Annotated in this window: 31 protein-coding genes; all 31 read right to left on the reverse strand. The window is 40.9% G+C overall.

Annotation, left to right across the window (positions count from 1 at the left end):
* Positions 1–7: 7 nt before the first annotated feature.
* Positions 8–616, reverse strand: coding sequence for a 30S ribosomal protein S4 (gene rpsD / locus K1X56_00845; GenBank protein MBX7093241.1), 609 nt, complete (start codon positions 614–616; stop codon positions 8–10).
* Between the two features lie 25 nt (positions 617–641).
* Positions 642–1,037 carry a 30S ribosomal protein S11 gene (gene rpsK, locus K1X56_00850; protein ID MBX7093242.1) on the reverse strand — a complete coding sequence of 132 codons (396 nt, stop codon included), beginning with the start codon at positions 1,035–1,037 and terminating at the stop codon, positions 642–644.
* Between the two features lie 26 nt (positions 1,038–1,063).
* A complete protein-coding gene (rpsM, locus tag K1X56_00855; GenBank protein MBX7093243.1) occupies positions 1,064–1,441 on the reverse strand; it encodes a 30S ribosomal protein S13 in 378 nt (125 codons plus the stop codon).
* Between the two features lie 22 nt (positions 1,442–1,463).
* Complete coding sequence (ykgO, locus tag K1X56_00860) at positions 1,464–1,580, reverse strand: type B 50S ribosomal protein L36 (protein MBX7093244.1); 117 nt, start codon at positions 1,578–1,580, stop codon at positions 1,464–1,466.
* Between the two features lie 8 nt (positions 1,581–1,588).
* On the reverse strand, positions 1,589–1,807 hold the full coding sequence (gene infA, locus K1X56_00865; GenBank protein ID MBX7093245.1) for a translation initiation factor IF-1: 219 nt from the start codon (positions 1,805–1,807) through the stop codon (positions 1,589–1,591).
* 13 nt (positions 1,808–1,820) lie between these two features.
* Positions 1,821–3,122 carry a preprotein translocase subunit SecY gene (gene secY, locus K1X56_00870; GenBank protein MBX7093246.1) on the reverse strand — a complete coding sequence of 434 codons (1,302 nt, stop codon included), beginning with the start codon at positions 3,120–3,122 and terminating at the stop codon, positions 1,821–1,823.
* Between the two features lie 19 nt (positions 3,123–3,141).
* Positions 3,142–3,588: a 50S ribosomal protein L15 gene (rplO, locus tag K1X56_00875; GenBank protein ID MBX7093247.1), complete on the reverse strand. Its 447-nt coding sequence runs from the start codon at positions 3,586–3,588 to the stop codon at positions 3,142–3,144.
* Positions 3,589–3,605: 17 nt separating this feature from the next.
* Positions 3,606–3,788: a 50S ribosomal protein L30 gene (rpmD, locus tag K1X56_00880; protein ID MBX7093248.1), complete on the reverse strand. Its 183-nt coding sequence runs from the start codon at positions 3,786–3,788 to the stop codon at positions 3,606–3,608.
* An 11-nt stretch (positions 3,789–3,799) separates the two neighbouring features.
* On the reverse strand, positions 3,800–4,318 hold the full coding sequence (gene rpsE / locus K1X56_00885) for a 30S ribosomal protein S5 (protein MBX7093249.1): 519 nt from the start codon (positions 4,316–4,318) through the stop codon (positions 3,800–3,802).
* A 19-nt stretch (positions 4,319–4,337) separates the two neighbouring features.
* A complete protein-coding gene (gene rplR / locus K1X56_00890; GenBank protein ID MBX7093250.1) occupies positions 4,338–4,694 on the reverse strand; it encodes a 50S ribosomal protein L18 in 357 nt (118 codons plus the stop codon).
* Positions 4,695–4,706: 12 nt separating this feature from the next.
* Positions 4,707–5,264, reverse strand: a complete 558-nt coding sequence (gene rplF / locus K1X56_00895) for a 50S ribosomal protein L6 (protein MBX7093251.1) — start codon at positions 5,262–5,264, stop codon at positions 4,707–4,709.
* 21 nt (positions 5,265–5,285) lie between these two features.
* Entirely contained in the window at positions 5,286–5,684 is a 399-nt protein-coding gene (rpsH, locus tag K1X56_00900; protein ID MBX7093252.1) for a 30S ribosomal protein S8, read from the reverse strand.
* 18 nt (positions 5,685–5,702) lie between these two features.
* The gene (gene rpsN, locus K1X56_00905; GenBank protein ID MBX7093253.1) at positions 5,703–5,972 is read right to left on the reverse strand and encodes a 30S ribosomal protein S14; all 270 of its coding nucleotides are present in this window, start codon (positions 5,970–5,972) and stop codon (positions 5,703–5,705) included.
* Positions 5,973–5,979: 7 nt separating this feature from the next.
* Positions 5,980–6,531, reverse strand: coding sequence for a 50S ribosomal protein L5 (rplE, locus tag K1X56_00910; protein MBX7093254.1), 552 nt, complete (start codon positions 6,529–6,531; stop codon positions 5,980–5,982).
* The gene (rplX, locus tag K1X56_00915) at positions 6,531–6,845 is read right to left on the reverse strand and encodes a 50S ribosomal protein L24 (GenBank protein MBX7093255.1); all 315 of its coding nucleotides are present in this window, start codon (positions 6,843–6,845) and stop codon (positions 6,531–6,533) included. The genes rplE and rplX overlap by 1 nt, the downstream gene beginning before the upstream one ends.
* Positions 6,846–6,865: 20 nt before the next feature.
* Positions 6,866–7,234 (reverse strand): 50S ribosomal protein L14, encoded by a 369-nt coding sequence (rplN, locus tag K1X56_00920; protein ID MBX7093256.1) that lies wholly within the window; start codon positions 7,232–7,234, stop codon positions 6,866–6,868.
* 9 nt (positions 7,235–7,243) lie between these two features.
* On the reverse strand, positions 7,244–7,501 hold the full coding sequence (gene rpsQ / locus K1X56_00925; GenBank protein ID MBX7093257.1) for a 30S ribosomal protein S17: 258 nt from the start codon (positions 7,499–7,501) through the stop codon (positions 7,244–7,246).
* 11 nt (positions 7,502–7,512) lie between these two features.
* The gene (gene rpmC, locus K1X56_00930) at positions 7,513–7,716 is read right to left on the reverse strand and encodes a 50S ribosomal protein L29 (GenBank protein MBX7093258.1); all 204 of its coding nucleotides are present in this window, start codon (positions 7,714–7,716) and stop codon (positions 7,513–7,515) included.
* Positions 7,717–7,730: 14 nt separating this feature from the next.
* Positions 7,731–8,162 (reverse strand): 50S ribosomal protein L16, encoded by a 432-nt coding sequence (gene rplP / locus K1X56_00935; GenBank protein ID MBX7093259.1) that lies wholly within the window; start codon positions 8,160–8,162, stop codon positions 7,731–7,733.
* A 20-nt stretch (positions 8,163–8,182) separates the two neighbouring features.
* Positions 8,183–8,938 carry a 30S ribosomal protein S3 gene (rpsC, locus tag K1X56_00940; protein ID MBX7093260.1) on the reverse strand — a complete coding sequence of 252 codons (756 nt, stop codon included), beginning with the start codon at positions 8,936–8,938 and terminating at the stop codon, positions 8,183–8,185.
* Positions 8,939–8,949: 11 nt separating this feature from the next.
* Positions 8,950–9,342, reverse strand: coding sequence for a 50S ribosomal protein L22 (gene rplV / locus K1X56_00945; GenBank protein ID MBX7093261.1), 393 nt, complete (start codon positions 9,340–9,342; stop codon positions 8,950–8,952).
* Positions 9,343–9,366: 24 nt separating this feature from the next.
* The gene (gene rpsS, locus K1X56_00950; protein MBX7093262.1) at positions 9,367–9,648 is read right to left on the reverse strand and encodes a 30S ribosomal protein S19; all 282 of its coding nucleotides are present in this window, start codon (positions 9,646–9,648) and stop codon (positions 9,367–9,369) included.
* A gap of 7 nt (positions 9,649–9,655) precedes the next feature.
* A complete protein-coding gene (rplB, locus tag K1X56_00955) occupies positions 9,656–10,480 on the reverse strand; it encodes a 50S ribosomal protein L2 (protein MBX7093263.1) in 825 nt (274 codons plus the stop codon).
* Between the two features lie 11 nt (positions 10,481–10,491).
* Entirely contained in the window at positions 10,492–10,785 is a 294-nt protein-coding gene (gene rplW / locus K1X56_00960) for a 50S ribosomal protein L23 (GenBank protein MBX7093264.1), read from the reverse strand.
* A 4-nt stretch (positions 10,786–10,789) separates the two neighbouring features.
* Positions 10,790–11,419 (reverse strand): 50S ribosomal protein L4, encoded by a 630-nt coding sequence (rplD, locus tag K1X56_00965; GenBank protein MBX7093265.1) that lies wholly within the window; start codon positions 11,417–11,419, stop codon positions 10,790–10,792.
* Positions 11,420–11,423: 4 nt separating this feature from the next.
* Positions 11,424–12,044 carry a 50S ribosomal protein L3 gene (gene rplC, locus K1X56_00970; GenBank protein ID MBX7093266.1) on the reverse strand — a complete coding sequence of 207 codons (621 nt, stop codon included), beginning with the start codon at positions 12,042–12,044 and terminating at the stop codon, positions 11,424–11,426.
* A 19-nt stretch (positions 12,045–12,063) separates the two neighbouring features.
* Positions 12,064–12,369, reverse strand: coding sequence for a 30S ribosomal protein S10 (gene rpsJ / locus K1X56_00975; protein MBX7093267.1), 306 nt, complete (start codon positions 12,367–12,369; stop codon positions 12,064–12,066).
* An 11-nt stretch (positions 12,370–12,380) separates the two neighbouring features.
* The gene (gene fusA, locus K1X56_00980; protein MBX7093268.1) at positions 12,381–14,483 is read right to left on the reverse strand and encodes an elongation factor G; all 2,103 of its coding nucleotides are present in this window, start codon (positions 14,481–14,483) and stop codon (positions 12,381–12,383) included.
* A gap of 18 nt (positions 14,484–14,501) precedes the next feature.
* Positions 14,502–14,969 carry a 30S ribosomal protein S7 gene (gene rpsG, locus K1X56_00985; protein ID MBX7093269.1) on the reverse strand — a complete coding sequence of 156 codons (468 nt, stop codon included), beginning with the start codon at positions 14,967–14,969 and terminating at the stop codon, positions 14,502–14,504.
* Positions 14,970–14,997: 28 nt separating this feature from the next.
* Positions 14,998–15,399, reverse strand: a complete 402-nt coding sequence (rpsL, locus tag K1X56_00990) for a 30S ribosomal protein S12 (protein MBX7093270.1) — start codon at positions 15,397–15,399, stop codon at positions 14,998–15,000.
* A gap of 485 nt (positions 15,400–15,884) precedes the next feature.
* Complete coding sequence (locus K1X56_00995; protein ID MBX7093271.1) at positions 15,885–17,207, reverse strand: tryptophan 7-halogenase; 1,323 nt, start codon at positions 17,205–17,207, stop codon at positions 15,885–15,887.
* Positions 17,208–17,214 lie beyond the last annotated feature (7 nt).

Genomic DNA, 17,214 nt, shown 5'->3' on the forward strand with positions numbered 1-17,214 from the left:
TTATTTATTATTTAGAGTACAATTCAACAATGAGTTGTTCTTTGATGTTTTCCGGAATTTGTTCACGCTCCGGACGGTTCAAGAATGTCCCTTTCATTTCTGATGCGCTGAAATCAATCCAGTCGAAACGCTTCGAGTTAGCCGCAATTGAATTCACGATTGGTTCCATTCCTTTCGATTTTTCACGAACCGCAATTACATCACCCGGCTTCAACTGAAAGCTTGGAATGTTCACCACTTCACCATTAACGGTGATGTGTCTGTGACCAACCAGCTGACGTGCAGCGCGACGTGAAGCACCGATTCCCATACGGTAAACAGTGTTATCTAAACGCGACTCACACAATGCAAGAAGGTTGTGACCGGTTATCCCTTTAATGCGCGCAGCTTCTTTAAAGAGATTCTCAAACTGACGCTCAAGAATTCCGTAAATGAATTTCGCTTTTTGTTTCTCATAAAGCTGAACGGCATACTCCGATTGCTTCATGCGTTTCTTGTTCGGACCGTGTTGACCGGGAGGATAATTTTTCTTCTCAAGTGCTTTATCAACACGACCGAAAAGATTCTCCTTATAACGACGGGATATCTTTGATTTGGGGCCTTTGTACCTTGCCATTTTAAACTCTTATTACAAAAATAAATTAAACTCTTCTCTTCTTTGGAGGACGACATCCGTTATGTGGTAGTGGAGTAACGTCAACAATTTCCATTACTTCAATTCCAGCATTGTGGATAGAACGGATGGCAGATTCGCGTCCGCCTCCAGGTCCTTTTACGAAAACTTTTACGCGACGAAGCCCACTTTCAAATGCTTCTTTAGCACAATCTTCTGCTGCCACCTGTGCTGCGTATGGGGTGTTCTTTTTAGAACCACGGAAACCCATTTTACCAGCAGATGACCAGGAAATTACTTGTCCTGTTGCATTAGTAAGGGAGATGATCACGTTATTAAAAGTCGCATTAATGTGAGCCTGTCCTACAGCCTCAACTGCTACTTTCTTTTTTTTCTTTTTTTTGTCGTCGGTCTGCTTTGCCATAACCTGAATTAACTATATCTCAATTATTATTTAGTTGCCTTTTTCTTATTAGCAACTGTCTTACGCTTACCTTTACGGGTACGAGCGTTGTTTTTGGTCGTTTGTCCACGCAATGGAAGTCCCACACGGTGGCGAACTCCACGGTAACAACCGATATCCATCAGTCGCTTAATATTCAGCTGAACTTCTGAGCGAAGTGCTCCTTCAACTTTAATGGTATCACTAATGTATGAACGGATTTTCCCCAGTTCATCATCGTTCCATTCGTTTACCTTTTTGTCGTAATCGACACCGGCGAAATCTAGAATTTTACGAGCAGTGCTACGGCCAATTCCAAAAATATAAGTGAGACCGATTTCTCCTCTTTTGTTTTTAGGTAAGTCTATACCAGCAATCCTTGCCATTTTTCTCTATTGAATAAGTTGATTAACCTTGACGTTGCTTAAATTTCGGATTCTTCTTGTTGATCACGTAAAGACGTCCTTTTCTCCTAACGACTTTGCAGTCTGCAGAACGCTTTTTAATGGATGCTTTAACTTTCATTTTTCCTGTTATTTATATCTGAACGAAATTCTTCCTTTTGTTAAATCATACGGAGAGATTTCCACACGTACTTTATCTCCGGGTAATATTTTAATGTAGTGCATTCTCATTTTTCCTGAGATATGCGCTATGATGATGTGTCCATTCTCCAGCTCCACCCGAAACATTGCGTTCGACAATGCTTCTACAATGGTTCCATCCTGCTCTATGACTCCTTGTTTTGCCATTCTTCCTTTCTGATTAGCTGGCCATTGTTGGCATTTGCATTCCTCTTCCTTTTATTTTTCCGCTCTTCATTAATCCATCATAGTGACGGCTTAACAAATGAGTTTCGATTTGCTGGAGTGTATCAAGTACAACACCAACCATAATCAAAAGAGAAGTTCCTCCGTAGAAAAATGCGAACTGTTGCTTAATTCCAATCATCATTGCAAAAGCAGGTAGAATTGCAACGATTGCAAGGAAAATTGCTCCCGGTAGTGTAATTCTTGAAATCAAACTATCAATAAATGATTCCGTTTGTTTTCCTGGTTTTACTCCCGGAATAAATCCGCCGTTTCTTTTCATATCATCTGCCATCTGACGTGGATTAACCATGATAGCGGTATAGAAGTAAGTGAAAAGAATAATCATTACTGCGAAAAGGAAATTGTACCAAAAACCTTCGAAATTTACCAGACCGGAGAACCAACGTCCTTCTGTTGCCTGATTCACATACATTGGAATAAACATAATCGCTTGCGCAAAAATGATTGGCATTACCCCGGCAGCATTAACTTTTAACGGAATATAATTACGATGACCACCATATTGTTTGTTTCCTACAATTCGTTTTGCGAACTGAACGGGAATTCTTCTTGTACCTTGAACAAGTAAAATCGAGAAGGCAATAACTAATAACAGTAATACCACCTCTACCAAGAGAACAACATATCCACCGTTTGTGTGACGCGAAACTAATTCCTGAACGAATGCACCCGGAAGTTTGGCGATAATTCCGATCATAATGATCAGGGAGATACCGTTTCCAATTCCTTTATCGGTAATTCGCTCACCAAGCCACATGATAAACATGGTACCGGCAACAAGAATTAGCACTGTTAAAGGATAGCTGAATCCTTCTACACGCGCTGAATCCGGAATTGTTGTTGCAATGTATCCAGGAGCCTGGAAAATTGTAATAGCAATTGTCAGGAAGCGCGTCCATTGGTTTAATTTCTTTCTTCCACTTTCGCCTTCACGTTGCATTTTCTGAATAGAAGGAACTGCAATTCCTAAAAGCTGCATAATGATGGATGCAGAAATATATGGCATAATCCCAAGAGCAAAAATAGATGCGCGGGAAAATGCTCCACCTGCGAAAAGGTCAATAAGTCCGGCAAGCCCTGTAGAGTTGCTCGAGAGATTGTCTGAAATTACTCCAGGCAATACTACGTATGAACCAATCCGGTAAATGAGGATCAGGGAGAAAGTCAAAATAATTCTTTGACGCAACTCCTCAATCTTCCAGATGTTCTTTAATGTTTTTACCAGGTCCTTCATCGTTTAGTTTTCGATGTGATTAAAGAATAACCGTTTCTCCGCCTTTTCCTTCGATCGCTGTTTTAGCAGCTGCAGAAAATGCATGAGCACTGATTTTTACTTTAGCTTTTAACTCTCCGCGTCCAAGAATTTTCACCAAATCATTTTTCCCTACAAGTCCGTTTTCGAACAATACTTCAGGATTGATTTCAGTAAGATTTTTCTTTTCAACCAGAGCCTGAATTGAGTCAAGATTTAATCCTTTGTACTCAACACGGTTAATGTTTTTAAATCCGAATTTCGGTAAACGACGCTGGATTGGCATCTGACCTCCTTCGAATCCGATTTTATTTTTAAAACCGGAACGAGCCTTGTCACCTTTGTGACCACGTGTGGATGTTCCACCTCGACCGGATCCTTGTCCGCGACCCAGGCGTTTATTCGCCTTAACAGAACCTTCTGCAGGTTTCAAATTATTCAATTTCATCACTCAGCAGTTATCAATTATTTTACATCTGTCACCTCAAGAAGGTGCTGAACTTTTTTAATCATTCCGAGGATCTGAGCGTTGGTTTCTTTTTCAACGCTTTGGTGCATTTTGGTCAATCCTAATGCACGAAGAGTTTCCTTTTGGTCTTTTGGACGATCAATGGAACTCTTGATCTGAGTTAATTTAACCTTAGCCATTTCCCTGATTCTTATCCGTTAAATACTTTTTCCATTGAAATTCCGCGGTTCTGAGCAACAGTATGCGCATCTCTCAATTGAACGAGGGCTTCGATGGTTGCTTTCACTACGTTGTGTGGATTGGAAGATCCTTGACATTTTGCCAATACATCTTTCACTCCTACGCTTTCCAATACTGCACGCATCGCACCACCAGCAATTACTCCGGTTCCGTTTGCAGCAGGCTTAAGGAATACACGCGCACCACCAAATCTTCCTTCCTGAATGTGCGGAACAGTACCGTTCACAAGAGGAACTTTGATAAGGTTTTTCTTAGCGTCGTCAATTCCTTTAGAAATTGCTTCAGTTACTTCTTTTGCTTTACCAAGACCGTGACCTACAATTCCGTTTTCATTTCCTACTACAACAATAGCAGAAAAGCTGAACGTACGACCACCCTTTGTTACCTTGGTAACACGGTTCACTGCTACAAGACGATCTTTTAATTCGATGTCGGTAGCCTTGACTCTTTTTACATTTTCGTTAGCCATATAGCTTATTCCTTAATCTTTAGAATTTTAATCCGTTTTCGCGAGCTGATTCAGCCAAAGATTTAATTCTTCCGTGGTAAAGATAACCGTTACGGTCGAATACTACTTGCTGAATACCGGCTTTAAGTGCTTTTTCTGCAATTTCTTTTCCGATAAGCTTAGCTTGCTCAACTTTGTTGACCTTCTGAGCATCATCGTTTTTCAGTGAACCTGCAGAAACCACTGTAACCCCTTTCAGATCATCAATGATTTGTGCATAGATCTGTTTGTTGCTGCGAAATACAGACAAACGTGGACGATCAGTTGTTCCTGTAACATTCTTACGAATGCTCTTTTTGATCTTTGATCTGCGAATAACTTTATTACTGGTTGCCATAATCTTAATCTATTATTTTTTGGCTCCGGCTGATTTTCCGGCTTTACGTCTAACATTTTCACCAACGAAACGAATACCTTTTCCTTTGTAAGGCTCAGGCTTACGGAGTGAACGGATTTTCGCCGCTACCATTCCGATCAATTGCTTGTCGTGCGACTCCATAATGATTCGAGGTGCTTGTCCTTTTTCAGCCGTTGTGGTAACCTTGATTTCTTTTGGAAGTTCAAACACAACATTGTGAGAGAATCCTAAAGAAAGCTCAAGCTGCTGACCAGTTGCGTTAGCACGGTAACCTACACCAATGAGTTCTTGTTCAATTTTATATCCTTTCGATACACCTGTAACCATGTTGTTGAGCAGGGCACGATAAAGACCATGAAGAGCGCGAGTTTGTTTTTCATCTCCTTGACGGGTTAAAACCAACTTGTTTTCTTCCATGCTTACAGATACCGATGGATTGATTGCTTGATTAAGTTCGCCTTTTGGCCCCTTAACTGCTACATTGTTTCCTTCGATCTTCACTTCCACCCCTTTCGGGATTTCAATGGGAGCTTTTCCTATACGTGACATATCCGTGAGTTCTTTCTTAGATTAATAAACGAAGCACAATACTTCACCACCAACATTATTCTTGCGAGCTTCTTTGTCGGTCATCAATCCTTTACTTGTAGAAAGGATTGCGATTCCCAAACCGTTTAGAACGCGTGGAAGACTGTCAGCTCCGGTGTATTTACGAAGACCTGGACGGCTGATGCGCTCTAATTTGCGAATCGCGTTGATCTTTGTAACCGGGTGGTATTTCAATGCAATTTTGATGATACCTTGTTTGCTGTCATCCTCAAACTTATAGTTGAGGATATACCCTTTTTCAAAAAGGATTTTTGTCATATCCTTTTTAAGGTTAGAAGCTGGAATCTCAACAACCTTGTGGTTGGCTTTGATTGCGTTTCTAACTCGGGTCAAATAATCTGAAATGGGATCAGTTACCATTTTATTTTCTTTATCTTTTTACCAACTTGATTTAGTTACTCCTGGGATTAAGCCATTCAGGGCCATCTCACGGAATGTCACACGACAAACCCCGAACTGACGCATGTAAGCGCGAGGGCGACCTGTGAGTTGACAGCGGTTACGCATACGAACTGCTGAAGAATTTTTAGGAAGTTTTTGCAAACCATCCCAATCTCCGGCTTTCTTAAGAGCTTCTCTCTTCTCAGCGTACTTGGCTACCATTTTCGCGCGCTTACGGTCACGCGCTTTCATTGATTCTTTTGCCATGTCTCTATTATTTTTTTGTAAATGGGAATCCGAATTCTTTCAATAAAGAGAACGCTTCTTCATTGGTAGTGGCAGTAGTCACAAATGTGATGTCCATACCAAGAATTTTGTTCACTTTGTCGATATTGATCTCTGGGAAAATGATGTGTTCTTTTACACCGAACGTAAAGTTTCCTTTTCCGTCAAATCCTTTTGCATTTACACCACGGAAGTCGCGGGTACGCGGAAGAGAAACAGAAATCAAACGATCGAGAAACTCATACATCACATCTCCACGAAGTGTAACTCTGGCTCCGATTGGCATACCTTTACGGAGTTTAAAGTTGGAGATATCCTTACGAGAATGTGTAGGAACTGCCTTTTGACCAGCAATGATCGAAAGTTCTTTAATTGCAGCTTCTACCAATTTTTTATCGGCAACTGCATCACCAAGACCTTGGTTGATACAGATTTTTGTAATTTTTGGAACCTGCATCGAGCTCTTATAGTTGAACTGCGTTTGCATTGCAGGAATTACTTCTGCCTTATACTTTTGCTTAAGTCTGGGAACGTAGCTCATTACTTAATCACCTCCCCTGATTTTTTAGAAATACGTACTGATTTACCTTTTTCGTCTTTGCGACCAACTCGTGTTGGAGTTCCACCCACAACAAGCATCAAATTTGAAATATGAATACCTGCTTCTTTCTCAACAATTCCACCTTGTGGATTTTTTGCATCGGGTTTGGTATGACGCTTAACGACATTTACACCTTCGATCACCGCACGATCTTTCTTGCGATCGATAGAGATGACTTTCCCTTGTTTGCCTTTGGATTCCCCGGCAAGAACAAGAACAGTGTCGCCCTTTTTAATATTTAGTTTCTTTTGCATACTCTGGAAATTTCTATCGATTAAAGAACCTCTGGTGCAAGTGATACAATCTTCATGTATTGCTTTTCGCGGAGTTCACGAGCAACGGGACCGAAAATACGGGTTCCGCGCATCTCCCCTTGAGCATTGAGAAGCACAACTGCATTGTCATCGAATCGGATGTATGATCCATCCTGACGACGAACTTCTTTTCTGGTGCGAACAACAACCGCTGCAGAAACCTGTCCTTTCTTTACATTACCAGAAGGGAGGGCATCCTTTACGGATACGATGATCTTGTCACCAATTGAAGCATATCTTCTTTTAGTTCCACCAAGTACTCTGATGCAAAGAACTTCTTTTGCACCGCTATTATCGGCTACTGAAAGCCTTGATTCCTGTTGTATCATCGCTCAATATTATTTAGCACGTTCAACGATCTCGATTAATCTCCAGCATTTAGTTTTGCTGAGAGGACGAGTCTCCATGATTTTTACTGTATCACCAATGTTGCATTCATTTTTTTCATCGTGAGCAACAAATTTTTTGGTGCGCTTTACGAACTTACCATACTTCGGGTGTTTCATCTTACGTTCTACAGAAACAACGATGGACTTATCCATTTTGTTACTGGTAACAACACCGATACGTTCTTTGCGTAATGATCTTTCTGCCATTTTCTTTCTTATTACTTGTTATTGGCTTTAGCTTCCTGCTGTTTGATAGCTGTCTTAAGACGAGCAACTGTACGGCGATTAGCTCTGATCAACATCGGATTTTCTACTGGAGAAATCGCGTGTGTGATTTTCATTTTAGCTAATTCAGCAGTTTTTTCGTTTAGCTTATCCTTGAGTTCTTCAAGGTTAAGGTCTTTGATATCTTTCGCTTTCATAATTTTCTACTCTATCAAATATTACCATCGTAATCGTTACGTACTACAAAACGTGTACGAACAGGAAGTTTTTGAGCAGCCAAACGAAGTGCTTCTCGTGCGATTTCCTCGCTTACTCCATCTGCTTCGAAGAGAATACGGCCGGGTTTCACAACTGCGGCGTAATATTCAACTGCACCCTTACCTTTACCCATACGAACCTCTAACGGTTTTTTGGTTATTGGTTTGTCTGGAAAAATTCGAATCCAAACTTTTCCTTCACGTTTCATAAAACGAGTAAGAGCGATACGGGCAGCTTCAATCTGACGTGAAGTCAAAAGAGCGCCATCTACAGATTTCAGTGCGAATGATCCGAAGGAAATCACACTTCCTCTTTTGGCATTTCCACCAAGGCTTCCTTTACCTTTTTGGACTTTCCTATATTTTGTGCGTTTAGGCTGTAACATTGCTACTTTTTATTATCGCATTATTTACTTCTCTTTCTTCTTGGCTTACCTGCCCCACCTCTGTCGTTTCTTCCTTTTCCTTCGTTATTACCGCCGGAAGCTGAAGAACCAAGAGCTTTGGTCATTCCGAAATTTGGAGAAAGATCTCTCTTTCCGAAAACTTCGCCTTTGCAGATCCATACTTTTACACCAAGCAATCCGTAAGTTGTGAGTGCTTCACCAACTGCATAATCAATATCCGCACGCAAAGTGTGAAGTGGAACACGACCTTCCATGAATGTTTCAGTACGTGCAATCTCAGCTCCATTTAAACGACCGGAGATAGTGATTTTAATTCCTTCTCCACCCATACGGATGCAACTTGCAATTGCCATTTTAATTGCACGACGGTAAGAAATACGAGCTTCAATCTGACGAGCAATTCCATCTGCTACCAAACGAGCATCAACTTCCGGACGTTTAATCTCAAAAATGTTGATTTGAATTTCTTTTTTGGTAAGTTTTTTCAACTCTTCTTTCAGCTTGTCAACTTCTTGTCCGCCTTTTCCGATGATAACACCAGGACGTGCAGTATTGATGGTAACTGTAATAAGTTTAAGTGTACGTTCGATGACGATCTTGGCAATACTAGCTTTGCGAAGACGAGCCATAAGGTACTTACGAATCTTTTCATCTTCAACCAGCTTATCAGCATAGCGGCGTCCGCCAAACCAATTCGAATCCCATCCGCGGATGAATCCAAGTCTATTGCCAATCGGGTTTGCTTTTTGTCCCATTATCGAGCTTATTAATTGTTATTAGAATCTACTACTATCGTAACGTGATTAGAACGCTTGCGAACTCTGTACGCACGACCCTGTGGAGCAGGACGTAAACGCTTCAGTGCACGCGCACCATCTACCATTACTTCTTTTACTACAAGTGTTTCTGCACTTTGACCTTCATTTTTTGCTTCCCAGTTAGCGATAGCTGAACGAAGAACCTTCTCCATGTTCTTGGAAGAATGCATGGGATGGTGTTGCAAAATGTGAAGAGCTTTAAGAACATCTACACCGCGGATAAGATCGGCCATAAGGCGCATCTTACGAGGAGAAGTTGGACAGTCCTTAAGAACTGCAAGTCCTTTAGACTTTCTTGATTCCTTAATCTTCTCGGCACTTATTTTTTTTCTTGCACCCATTTTCTGGAATGAGATTTATATTGCTTACTTACTTCCTTTATCTTTTTTGTTACCTGCGTGACCACGGTAAGTACGAGTTGGAGCAAATTCTCCAAGTTTGTGTCCTACCATGTTCTCTGTAACATAAACCGGAATAAACTTATTCCCGTTGTGTACCGCAAAAGTTAATCCAACGAACTCAGGGGTAATGGTTGAAGAACGTGACCAAGTTTTTAGTACTGTCTTCTTACCAGATGCCTGCTGTTCAGTGACACGCTTTGCAAGCTTATAGTGTACGAATGGTGGTTTTTTAAGCGAGCGGCTCATAGTCTAATTATTTCTTTCTTCTTTCGAGAATAAGTTTATTGGATTGCTTTTTAGGTGTGCGGGTTTTGTATCCTTTAGCAGGCATACCCTTACGTGAACGTGGATGTCCTCCTGATGAACGACCTTCACCACCACCCATTGGGTGATCGACAGGGTTCATTGCAACACCACGGTTACGTGGACGGCGACCTAACCAACGTGTACGACCTGCTTTACCTGAACGAACCAGATTGTGTTCTGAATTAGAAACAGCTCCGATAGTTGCAAGGCAGGTTCCAAGGATTAATCTGGTTTCACCTGAAGGCATTTTGATAACTGCATATTTACCGTCACGTGCGCTTAATTGAGCATATGAACCTGCAGTTCTCGCAATTGAACCTCCCTTACCAGGATACATTTCAATGTTGTGAATAATTGTACCCAGTGGAATTTCGCTCAGGAATAAAGTATTTCCAATTTCCGGAGCGATACCGGTACCAGAATTGATAACCTGACCAACTTTTAAACCTTGTGGAGCAAGAATGTATCTTTTCTCACCGTCCTTATAGGTTACTAGTGCAATGCGTGCAGTACGGTTGGGATCATATTCAATTGTACTTACAGTTGCCTCAATTCCGTGCTTGTTACGCTTGAAATCAATTAAACGGTATTTACGTTTATGTCCACCACCGATGTAGCGCATGGTCATTTTACCATTGTTATTTCTACCACCTGACTTCTTAGAAGAAACCAAAAGGCTTTTCTCAGGAAGATTGGTAGTAATATCATCGAAGTTCGCTGTCACCTTGTGACGCGTACCCGGAGTTACTGGTTGAAGTTTTCTAACAGCCATCTTACTTTTCCTTAAATGTTGCCGTACAAGTCAATTACATCACCTTCAACCAGCGTAACAAATGCTTTCTTCACTACTGGACGAGAAGCTTTTACTACGCCTTTGTTGGTATACTTGGTAGCTTCTTTTCCACCACCTGTAACAACTGTATTAACACTTTTTACTTTAACGTTATAGTGACTTTCTACCGCTTTACGGATTTCAATCTTGTTGGCTTTACGCGCAACGATGAAACCATAGCGACCTTTTTCACTTTCGGCGGTCACCTTTTCGGTGATGATTGGTTTAATCAAAATTGTACTCATCGCCTTAATTATTTAAAACGGTTTCGATTTTCTGAATGCTACCTTCTACCAAAATGATATTGTTTGCATTCATAATATCATAAGTATTCAGTTCTGATGCAGGAACAACTTTACTTTTTTCAAGATTTCTGGAAGAAAGGAAAATGTTTGCATTTGATTCGGGAACAACAAATAATGTTTTTTTCCCTTCGAGCGACAAGTTCTTCAGCATTGAAACGAACTCCTTAGTACGAGGTTTATCCATTTGGAAATCCTCAATAACCATAATTCCGTTTTCTTTTGCCTTATATGTAAGCGCTGATTTACGTGCAATCTTTTTAAGTTTTTTGTTCAACTTAAAATCATAGTCACGTGGTTGTGGACCGTGGATATTTCCCCCTTGTTTGAAGAGTGGAGATTTAATACTACCCGCACGTGCACCACCGGTACCTTTTTGACGCTTCAATTTACGTGTAGAGTAATCTACTTCTGCACGTTGCTTAGTTTTAGAAGTCCCTTGACGTTTGTTAGCAAGATATTGCTTAACGTCGAGATAGATTGCATGATCATTAGGCTCAACTCCGAAAATCGAGTCGTTCAGCTTAACTTTCTTGCTGGTCTTCTTTCCCTGTATGTTTAAAATTTCGAGTTCCATAGTCTTACTTCTCAACGATTACGAATGAACCTTTAGGGCCAGGAATTGATCCTTTAACCACCAGAAGATTTTTCTCCGGAATTACGCGAAGAACTTCGAGGTTACCCATTTTCACTTTATCACCACCTGTACGGCCAGCCATACGCATTCCTTTGAATACGCGTGAAGGGAATGAACATGCACCGATAGAACCTGGAGCGCGAAGACGGTTGTGCTGACCATGGGTCTGACCACCTACTCCACCGAATCCGTGGCGTTTTACAACACCTTGGAATCCTTTTCCTTTGGAGGTTCCTGATACATCAACAAATTCACCTTCTGCGAAAAGTCCATCGATTTTCACTTCGTCGCCGAGGTTGAGGGCTTGTTCGAATCCTTTGAATTCTACAAGTTTTGCTTTAGGAGTGGTGTTCGCTTTTTTGAAATGTCCTTTCAAAGCAGCTGGCGTGTTTTTTTCACGACGCTCACCAAAACCAAGCTGAATGGCAGAGTATCCGTCTTTATCAGACGTTCTAACTTGCGTTACAACGCAAGGACCAGCTTCAATAAGTGTGCATGGTATATTTTTACCCTCGGCACTGAAGAGACTGGTCATCCCGATTTTTTTACCTATGATTCCAGGCATTTTTGCTTGTTATGTATGATTACACTTTAATTTCTACTTCTACACCACTTGGTAGCTCAAGACGCATTAACGCATCAACAGTCTTAGATGAAGAACTGTAGATATCTAACATGCGCTTGTATGAACAAAGTTGAAATTGTTCACGAGCTTTTTTGTTCACGTGAGGTGAACGGAGAACGGTGTAAATTCTCTTATGAGTTGGAAGTGGAATTGGACCACTAACCACCGCACCTGTAGCCTTAACAGTCTTAACGATTTTCTCTGCAGATTTATCTACGAGATTGTGATCGTATGACTTCAGCTTGATTCTAATCCTTTGGCTCATTGAGGAATATTTTATGCTGTTACTTTACCTTTTGCTTTTGCGATTACCTCATCTGCGATGTTGCGTGGAGCTTCAGCGTAGTGAGAGAATTCCATTGTTGATGTTGCACGACCGGAAGTGATGGTACGAAGCTGTGTTACATAACCGAACATTTCGGAAAGTGGAACTTTTGCTTTTACAACTTTAGATCCTGCACGCTCATCCATTCCTTCAACCTGACCACGACGACGGTTAAGGTCACCCACAACGTCACCCATGTTTTCTTCAGGTGTAAGAACTTCGAGTTTCATAATTGGTTCGAGAAGGATAGGCTTAGCTTTTGGAAGAGCTTCGCGGTATGCCATTTTCGCACACAATTCAAACGATAATGAATCGGAGTCAACTGCGTGGTAAGAACCATCTAACAATGTAACTTTCATTTTATCGAGTGGATATCCGGCAAGGATACCTGTTTTCATTGCTTCTTTGAATCCTTTTTCTACTGCAGGAACAAATTCGCGTGGTACGTTACCACCTTTAATTTCGTTCACAAATTGAAGACCTTCTTTTGCATCTGCATCAGCACCTTCAATGCGGATAAGGATATCAGCAAATTTACCGCGACCACCAGATTGTTTTTTGTAAACCTCACGGTGTTCAACTGATCCGTTGATTGCCTCTTTGTAAGCAACCTGAGGAGCACCTTGATTACATTCCACTTTAAACTCACGTTTAAGACGGTCGATGATAATTTCAAGGTGGAGCTCACCCATACCTGAGATAACAGTTTGACCTGTTTCTTCATCCGTTTTAACACGGAAGGTAGGATCTTCTTCAGCTAATTTATTTAATGCTAAACCAAGTTTATCTACGTCTGCCTGAGTTTTTGGCTCAATAGCAAGACCGATTACCGGCTCAGGGAAGTTCATTGCTTCGAGAACTATTGGATGTTTTTCATCACAAAGTGTGTCCCCGGTTTTGATGTCTTTAAATCCAACTGCAGCACCGATATCTCCTGCTTCGATGGTTTCGATTGCATTTTGTTTGTTCGCATGCATTTGGAAGATACGAGAGATACGCTCCTTATTTCCGCTACGTGTATTTAACACATAGGATCCTGCATCGAGTTTTCCGGAATAAGCGCGGAAGAAACAAAGACGACCTACGAATGGATCTGTTGCAATTTTAAACGCAAGTGCAGTGAATGGTTCTTTTGCATCTGGTTTACGTGAAACTTCTTCTCCAGTATCAGGATTAGTTCCAACGATATTGTCTTTATCCAATGGACTTGGTAATAATTCCATTACCAGGTCGAGCATGGTTTGTACACCTTTGTTTTTGAAAGATGAACCACAAACCATAGGAACAATTTTATTTGCAAGACAAGCTTTACGCAATGCGGCTAAAACTTCTGCTTCTGAAATTGAATTTGGATCTTCAAAGTATTTTTCCATCAATGTATCATCGAATTCTGCAACTGCTTCAAGCAATTGTTCGCGATACATAGTAGCTTCTTCTAATACATCTTCAGGAATAGCCACTTCTTTGTAAGTCATTCCCTGATCATGCTCGTTCCACTCAATTCCACGGAAGTTGATCAAATCAACCACACCACGGAATTTTTCTTCAGCCCCGATTGGGATTTGAAGAGGAACTGCGTTACCACCCAGCATTTCACGTACCTGCTTAACAACGTTAAGGAAGTCGGCACCCTGGCGGTCCATTTTATTTACGAATCCGATACGTGTTACGTTGTAACCATCGGCAAGACGCCAGTTGGTTTCGGATTGTGGTTCTACTCCGTCTACTGCAGAGAAAAGGAATACAAGTCCATCAAGAATACGGAGTGAACGGTTTACCTCTACGGTAAAGTCAACGTGACCCGGAGTATCGATGATATTGATTTTGTATTTATTTCCGCGGTAGTTCCAGAAACAAGTAGTTGCTGCTGAAGTGATGGTAATTCCGCGCTCTTGCTCCTGAACCATCCAGTCCATGGTAGCAGCACCATCATGTACTTCACCGATTTTGTGATTCACACCGGTGTAGTAAAGGATACGCTCAGTGGTAGTTGTTTTACCAGCATCAATGTGAGCTGCAATACCAATGTTTCTTGTATATCTTAAATCTGCCATTTTCGTTCGCTCTATGGATTAGAATCTGAAATGTGAGAAAGCTTTATTTGCTTCAGCCATACGGTGAACATCTTCTTTCTTTTTGAAAGCAGCTCCTTCTTCTTTTGAAGCAGCGATGATTTCACCGGCTAATTTTTCAGCCATTGATTTCTCATTACGTGAGCGAGAGTATCCAATCAGCCATTTCATAGCCAATGATTGTTTACGGCTATCGCGCACTGGTGAAGGGATTTGGAAAGTTGCTCCACCCACGCGACGGCTACGAACCTCTACTGCTGGGGTAACATTTTCCAATGCCTTTTTCCAAATATCTACTCCGTTTTCATTCGTTTTTTTAGCAACAATTTCAATGGCATTGTAGAAGATCTCATACGCTGTGCTCTTCTTACCGCTCAACATCAAATTGTTTACGAATTTCGTAACCAGTACCTCGTTAAACTTTGGATCCGGTAGAATTTCTTTTTTCTTGGCTTTCGTCCTTCTCATGACGTTATTCTATTCAGTTCTCTAATTATTATTTCTTTTTAGCTGGTGCTGCTGCTCCTGCTTTTGGACGTTTTGCTCCGTATTTAGAACGACGTTGACGACGTGCATCAACTCCGGACGTATCTAAAGCTCCACGAACGATATGATAACGTACTCCTGGAAGGTCTTTAACCCTTCCACCACGTACCAACACGATTGAGTGTTCCTGCAAATTGTGTCCTTCACCGGGAATATAAGCGATTACTTCCGTCTGGTTTGTCAAGCGCACTTTTGCTACCTTACGAAGCGCAGAGTTTGGCTTCTTTGGGGTAGTAGTGTACACCTTTGTACATACACCGCGACGTTGAGGGCAGGAATTAAGCGCAGCCGACTTGCTTTTGCGTGGCTTGCTGCTTCTTCCTTTTCTTACCAATTGCGAAATGGTTGGCATAATTTATTCTTCTTTTTTGTATTCAGTTATAACTCTTGTCTCCGTAAATTGGGGCTGCAAATTTAAGAGTAAATCTTTACAAAACAACAGGAAATCCAATTTTTTCACACACAGATGTTAGCCTAATTGTAAAAAACGGGTGAAATCAGTGAAAAATTTATCATCAAAAAATTGAAAATCAATAACTTAAATCAAAAATAAAAAGTTTTAATTAATTTGAATAAAAATCTGTCAGGGCTAAAAGTTTTCAACAAATCTCGGGTCCAAATTAAAAATTATATCTGATTATCAATGACATACGTTGCACAAAACTTAATATTTGGAATTTGAAACAAGTAACACCCTGATTATCAACGCTAATTATTAGGATAAATCCAAAGAAGTGATAAAAAGATACAAATAAGCAAAGTATTGATTACCTTGAAATTACGAGAAAACTATGCGCGATAGGAATCCAATAGTTAAGCAAAAGCGGTAAAATCCTGTCAAATTTTCAGTCGGCCAGCGGTTAAAGAACCCAGATGATTGTGTAAGGGGTGGTTGGGGTTTGACTCAACGGAATGAACCATTGCCTCCATTTCCCGGATCAGATCCTGATGTGAATCATCGTAAACATCCCCTTGAAGGAATTTGAGAACTTGCAAACGGTATTTAGGGTGATTCACGAAATAGGTAAACATAACATTAAGGCGGTAGTACATGCCGATGAAGGTGTACCAATTCGAGATACCTTTTCGAATGGTTAATTCATAGTTTTCAAAGGAAGACTTATTAAAATCACCGGTTCTTAAAGCTTCTATAATGTCCTTAGCAGCAAAACGGGCTGAATTCAATGCAACACTTACACCGGAACTGAATATGGGATCAACAAATCGTGCCGCATCACCTATCATTAAAAAATTATTTCCTGTTAGTTCCGTAATGGCATAACTGTAATCTGCCTCCACTTTGAAGTCGGTGGACTGGGTAGCTTTTCGCAGTTCTGCTTCAAGCTCCGGACGAGTACTCACACATTCCCAAAAAAACTTCTCTCTATCCGCCGAAGTTGCAGGAAAGTTTTTTTTCTGAGTTACTACACCAAAAGAGGTGGTTGATTCATCAATAGGAATTTGCCAGATCCAACTATTGGAGACAGGTATGAAGTGAATGTATATATATTCTGATTTTTCAAATGCATTACGATTAAAATTGCTGAACCAACAATGAAATGCGCATTGATCAAAAACCTTATCTTTTACCTTTAAATTTAATTTACTACCCAAAAAAGTCCTTCTACCAGATGCATCCACAACCAGTTTGGCAGAAACCTTTTGTTCAGTTTGATCCTGAAGCCGAACACTAACAATAACTTCTTTTGGGGATTGAAATTTTACATCAAAAACATCTGCGCCTTCCACGATTTTTGCTCCCAAATCTTTGGCATGATGAAGCAACAGCTGATCGAATTTTGACCGATTCACGTGATAAGTATACGGTAAATTCACTCCTTCTTGTTTACGCTCATCAAATCGGATATCTGCATCCGCTTCGAGATAATGATTCCAATCGTGATCGAACGTTTTACTGGAGTTGTAGGTTGTCCATGCTGCTCCAAATTTTTTGGGGAAATTGGCCGCCTCCAATTTTGGCAACAATCCCAACTCCTCAAAAACGCGGTTGCAGGAAGGAACCAATGATTCACCCACGTGGTGACGAGGGAAGATTTCCTTCTCAAATAAACCAACTTTTACCTTTTCTTTCGCGAGGTAGGAGGCCATTGCAGATCCTGCAGGACCACCTCCAATAATTACAACATCAAATTCTTCCACACTATTG

The organism is Flavobacteriales bacterium (assembly GCA_019694795.1).
Lineage (GTDB): Bacteria > Bacteroidota > Bacteroidia > Flavobacteriales_D > UBA2798 > UBA2798.

Coding starts and splice junctions, on each gene's coding strand:
- rplX (MBX7093255.1), bottom strand. CDS start 6,845: ATGCAAAAGAAACTAAATATTAAAAAGGGCGACACTGTTCTTGTTCTT.
- rplC (MBX7093266.1), bottom strand. CDS start 12,044: ATGCCTGGAATCATAGGTAAAAAAATCGGGATGACCAGTCTCTTCAGT.
- rplW (MBX7093264.1), bottom strand. CDS start 10,785: ATGAGTACAATTTTGATTAAACCAATCATCACCGAAAAGGTGACCGCC.
- rpsK (MBX7093242.1), bottom strand. CDS start 1,037: ATGGCAAAGCAGACCGACGACAAAAAAAAGAAAAAAAAGAAAGTAGCA.
- fusA (MBX7093268.1), bottom strand. CDS start 14,483: ATGGCAGATTTAAGATATACAAGAAACATTGGTATTGCAGCTCACATT.
- rplR (MBX7093250.1), bottom strand. CDS start 4,694: ATGGCAACCAGTAATAAAGTTATTCGCAGATCAAAGATCAAAAAGAGC.
- rplF (MBX7093251.1), bottom strand. CDS start 5,264: ATGTCACGTATAGGAAAAGCTCCCATTGAAATCCCGAAAGGGGTGGAA.
- rpmC (MBX7093258.1), bottom strand. CDS start 7,716: ATGAAAGCGAAAGATATCAAAGACCTTAACCTTGAAGAACTCAAGGAT.
- rplN (MBX7093256.1), bottom strand. CDS start 7,234: ATGATACAACAGGAATCAAGGCTTTCAGTAGCCGATAATAGCGGTGCA.
- rplE (MBX7093254.1), bottom strand. CDS start 6,531: ATGAGCTACGTTCCCAGACTTAAGCAAAAGTATAAGGCAGAAGTAATT.
- rpsC (MBX7093260.1), bottom strand. CDS start 8,938: ATGGGACAAAAAGCAAACCCGATTGGCAATAGACTTGGATTCATCCGC.
- rpsL (MBX7093270.1), bottom strand. CDS start 15,399: ATGCCAACCATTTCGCAATTGGTAAGAAAAGGAAGAAGCAGCAAGCCA.
- rpsH (MBX7093252.1), bottom strand. CDS start 5,684: ATGGTAACTGATCCCATTTCAGATTATTTGACCCGAGTTAGAAACGCA.
- ykgO (MBX7093244.1), bottom strand. CDS start 1,580: ATGAAAGTTAAAGCATCCATTAAAAAGCGTTCTGCAGACTGCAAAGTC.
- rpsE (MBX7093249.1), bottom strand. CDS start 4,318: ATGGCTAACGAAAATGTAAAAAGAGTCAAGGCTACCGACATCGAATTA.
- rplP (MBX7093259.1), bottom strand. CDS start 8,162: ATGTTACAGCCTAAACGCACAAAATATAGGAAAGTCCAAAAAGGTAAA.
- rpsG (MBX7093269.1), bottom strand. CDS start 14,969: ATGAGAAGGACGAAAGCCAAGAAAAAAGAAATTCTACCGGATCCAAAG.
- rpsQ (MBX7093257.1), bottom strand. CDS start 7,501: ATGGCAGAAAGATCATTACGCAAAGAACGTATCGGTGTTGTTACCAGT.
- rplV (MBX7093261.1), bottom strand. CDS start 9,342: ATGGGTGCAAGAAAAAAAATAAGTGCCGAGAAGATTAAGGAATCAAGA.
- rpsN (MBX7093253.1), bottom strand. CDS start 5,972: ATGGCAAAAGAATCAATGAAAGCGCGTGACCGTAAGCGCGCGAAAATG.
- rplD (MBX7093265.1), bottom strand. CDS start 11,419: ATGGAACTCGAAATTTTAAACATACAGGGAAAGAAGACCAGCAAGAAA.
- rpsS (MBX7093262.1), bottom strand. CDS start 9,648: ATGAGCCGCTCGCTTAAAAAACCACCATTCGTACACTATAAGCTTGCA.
- rpsD (MBX7093241.1), bottom strand. CDS start 616: ATGGCAAGGTACAAAGGCCCCAAATCAAAGATATCCCGTCGTTATAAG.
- rpmD (MBX7093248.1), bottom strand. CDS start 3,788: ATGGCTAAGGTTAAATTAACTCAGATCAAGAGTTCCATTGATCGTCCA.
- rpsM (MBX7093243.1), bottom strand. CDS start 1,441: ATGGCAAGGATTGCTGGTATAGACTTACCTAAAAACAAAAGAGGAGAA.
- rplO (MBX7093247.1), bottom strand. CDS start 3,588: ATGAAATTGAATAATTTGAAACCTGCAGAAGGTTCTGTTAAGGCGAAT.
- secY (MBX7093246.1), bottom strand. CDS start 3,122: ATGAAGGACCTGGTAAAAACATTAAAGAACATCTGGAAGATTGAGGAG.
- rpsJ (MBX7093267.1), bottom strand. CDS start 12,369: ATGAGCCAAAGGATTAGAATCAAGCTGAAGTCATACGATCACAATCTC.
- rplB (MBX7093263.1), bottom strand. CDS start 10,480: ATGGCTGTTAGAAAACTTCAACCAGTAACTCCGGGTACGCGTCACAAG.
- infA (MBX7093245.1), bottom strand. CDS start 1,807: ATGGCAAAACAAGGAGTCATAGAGCAGGATGGAACCATTGTAGAAGCA.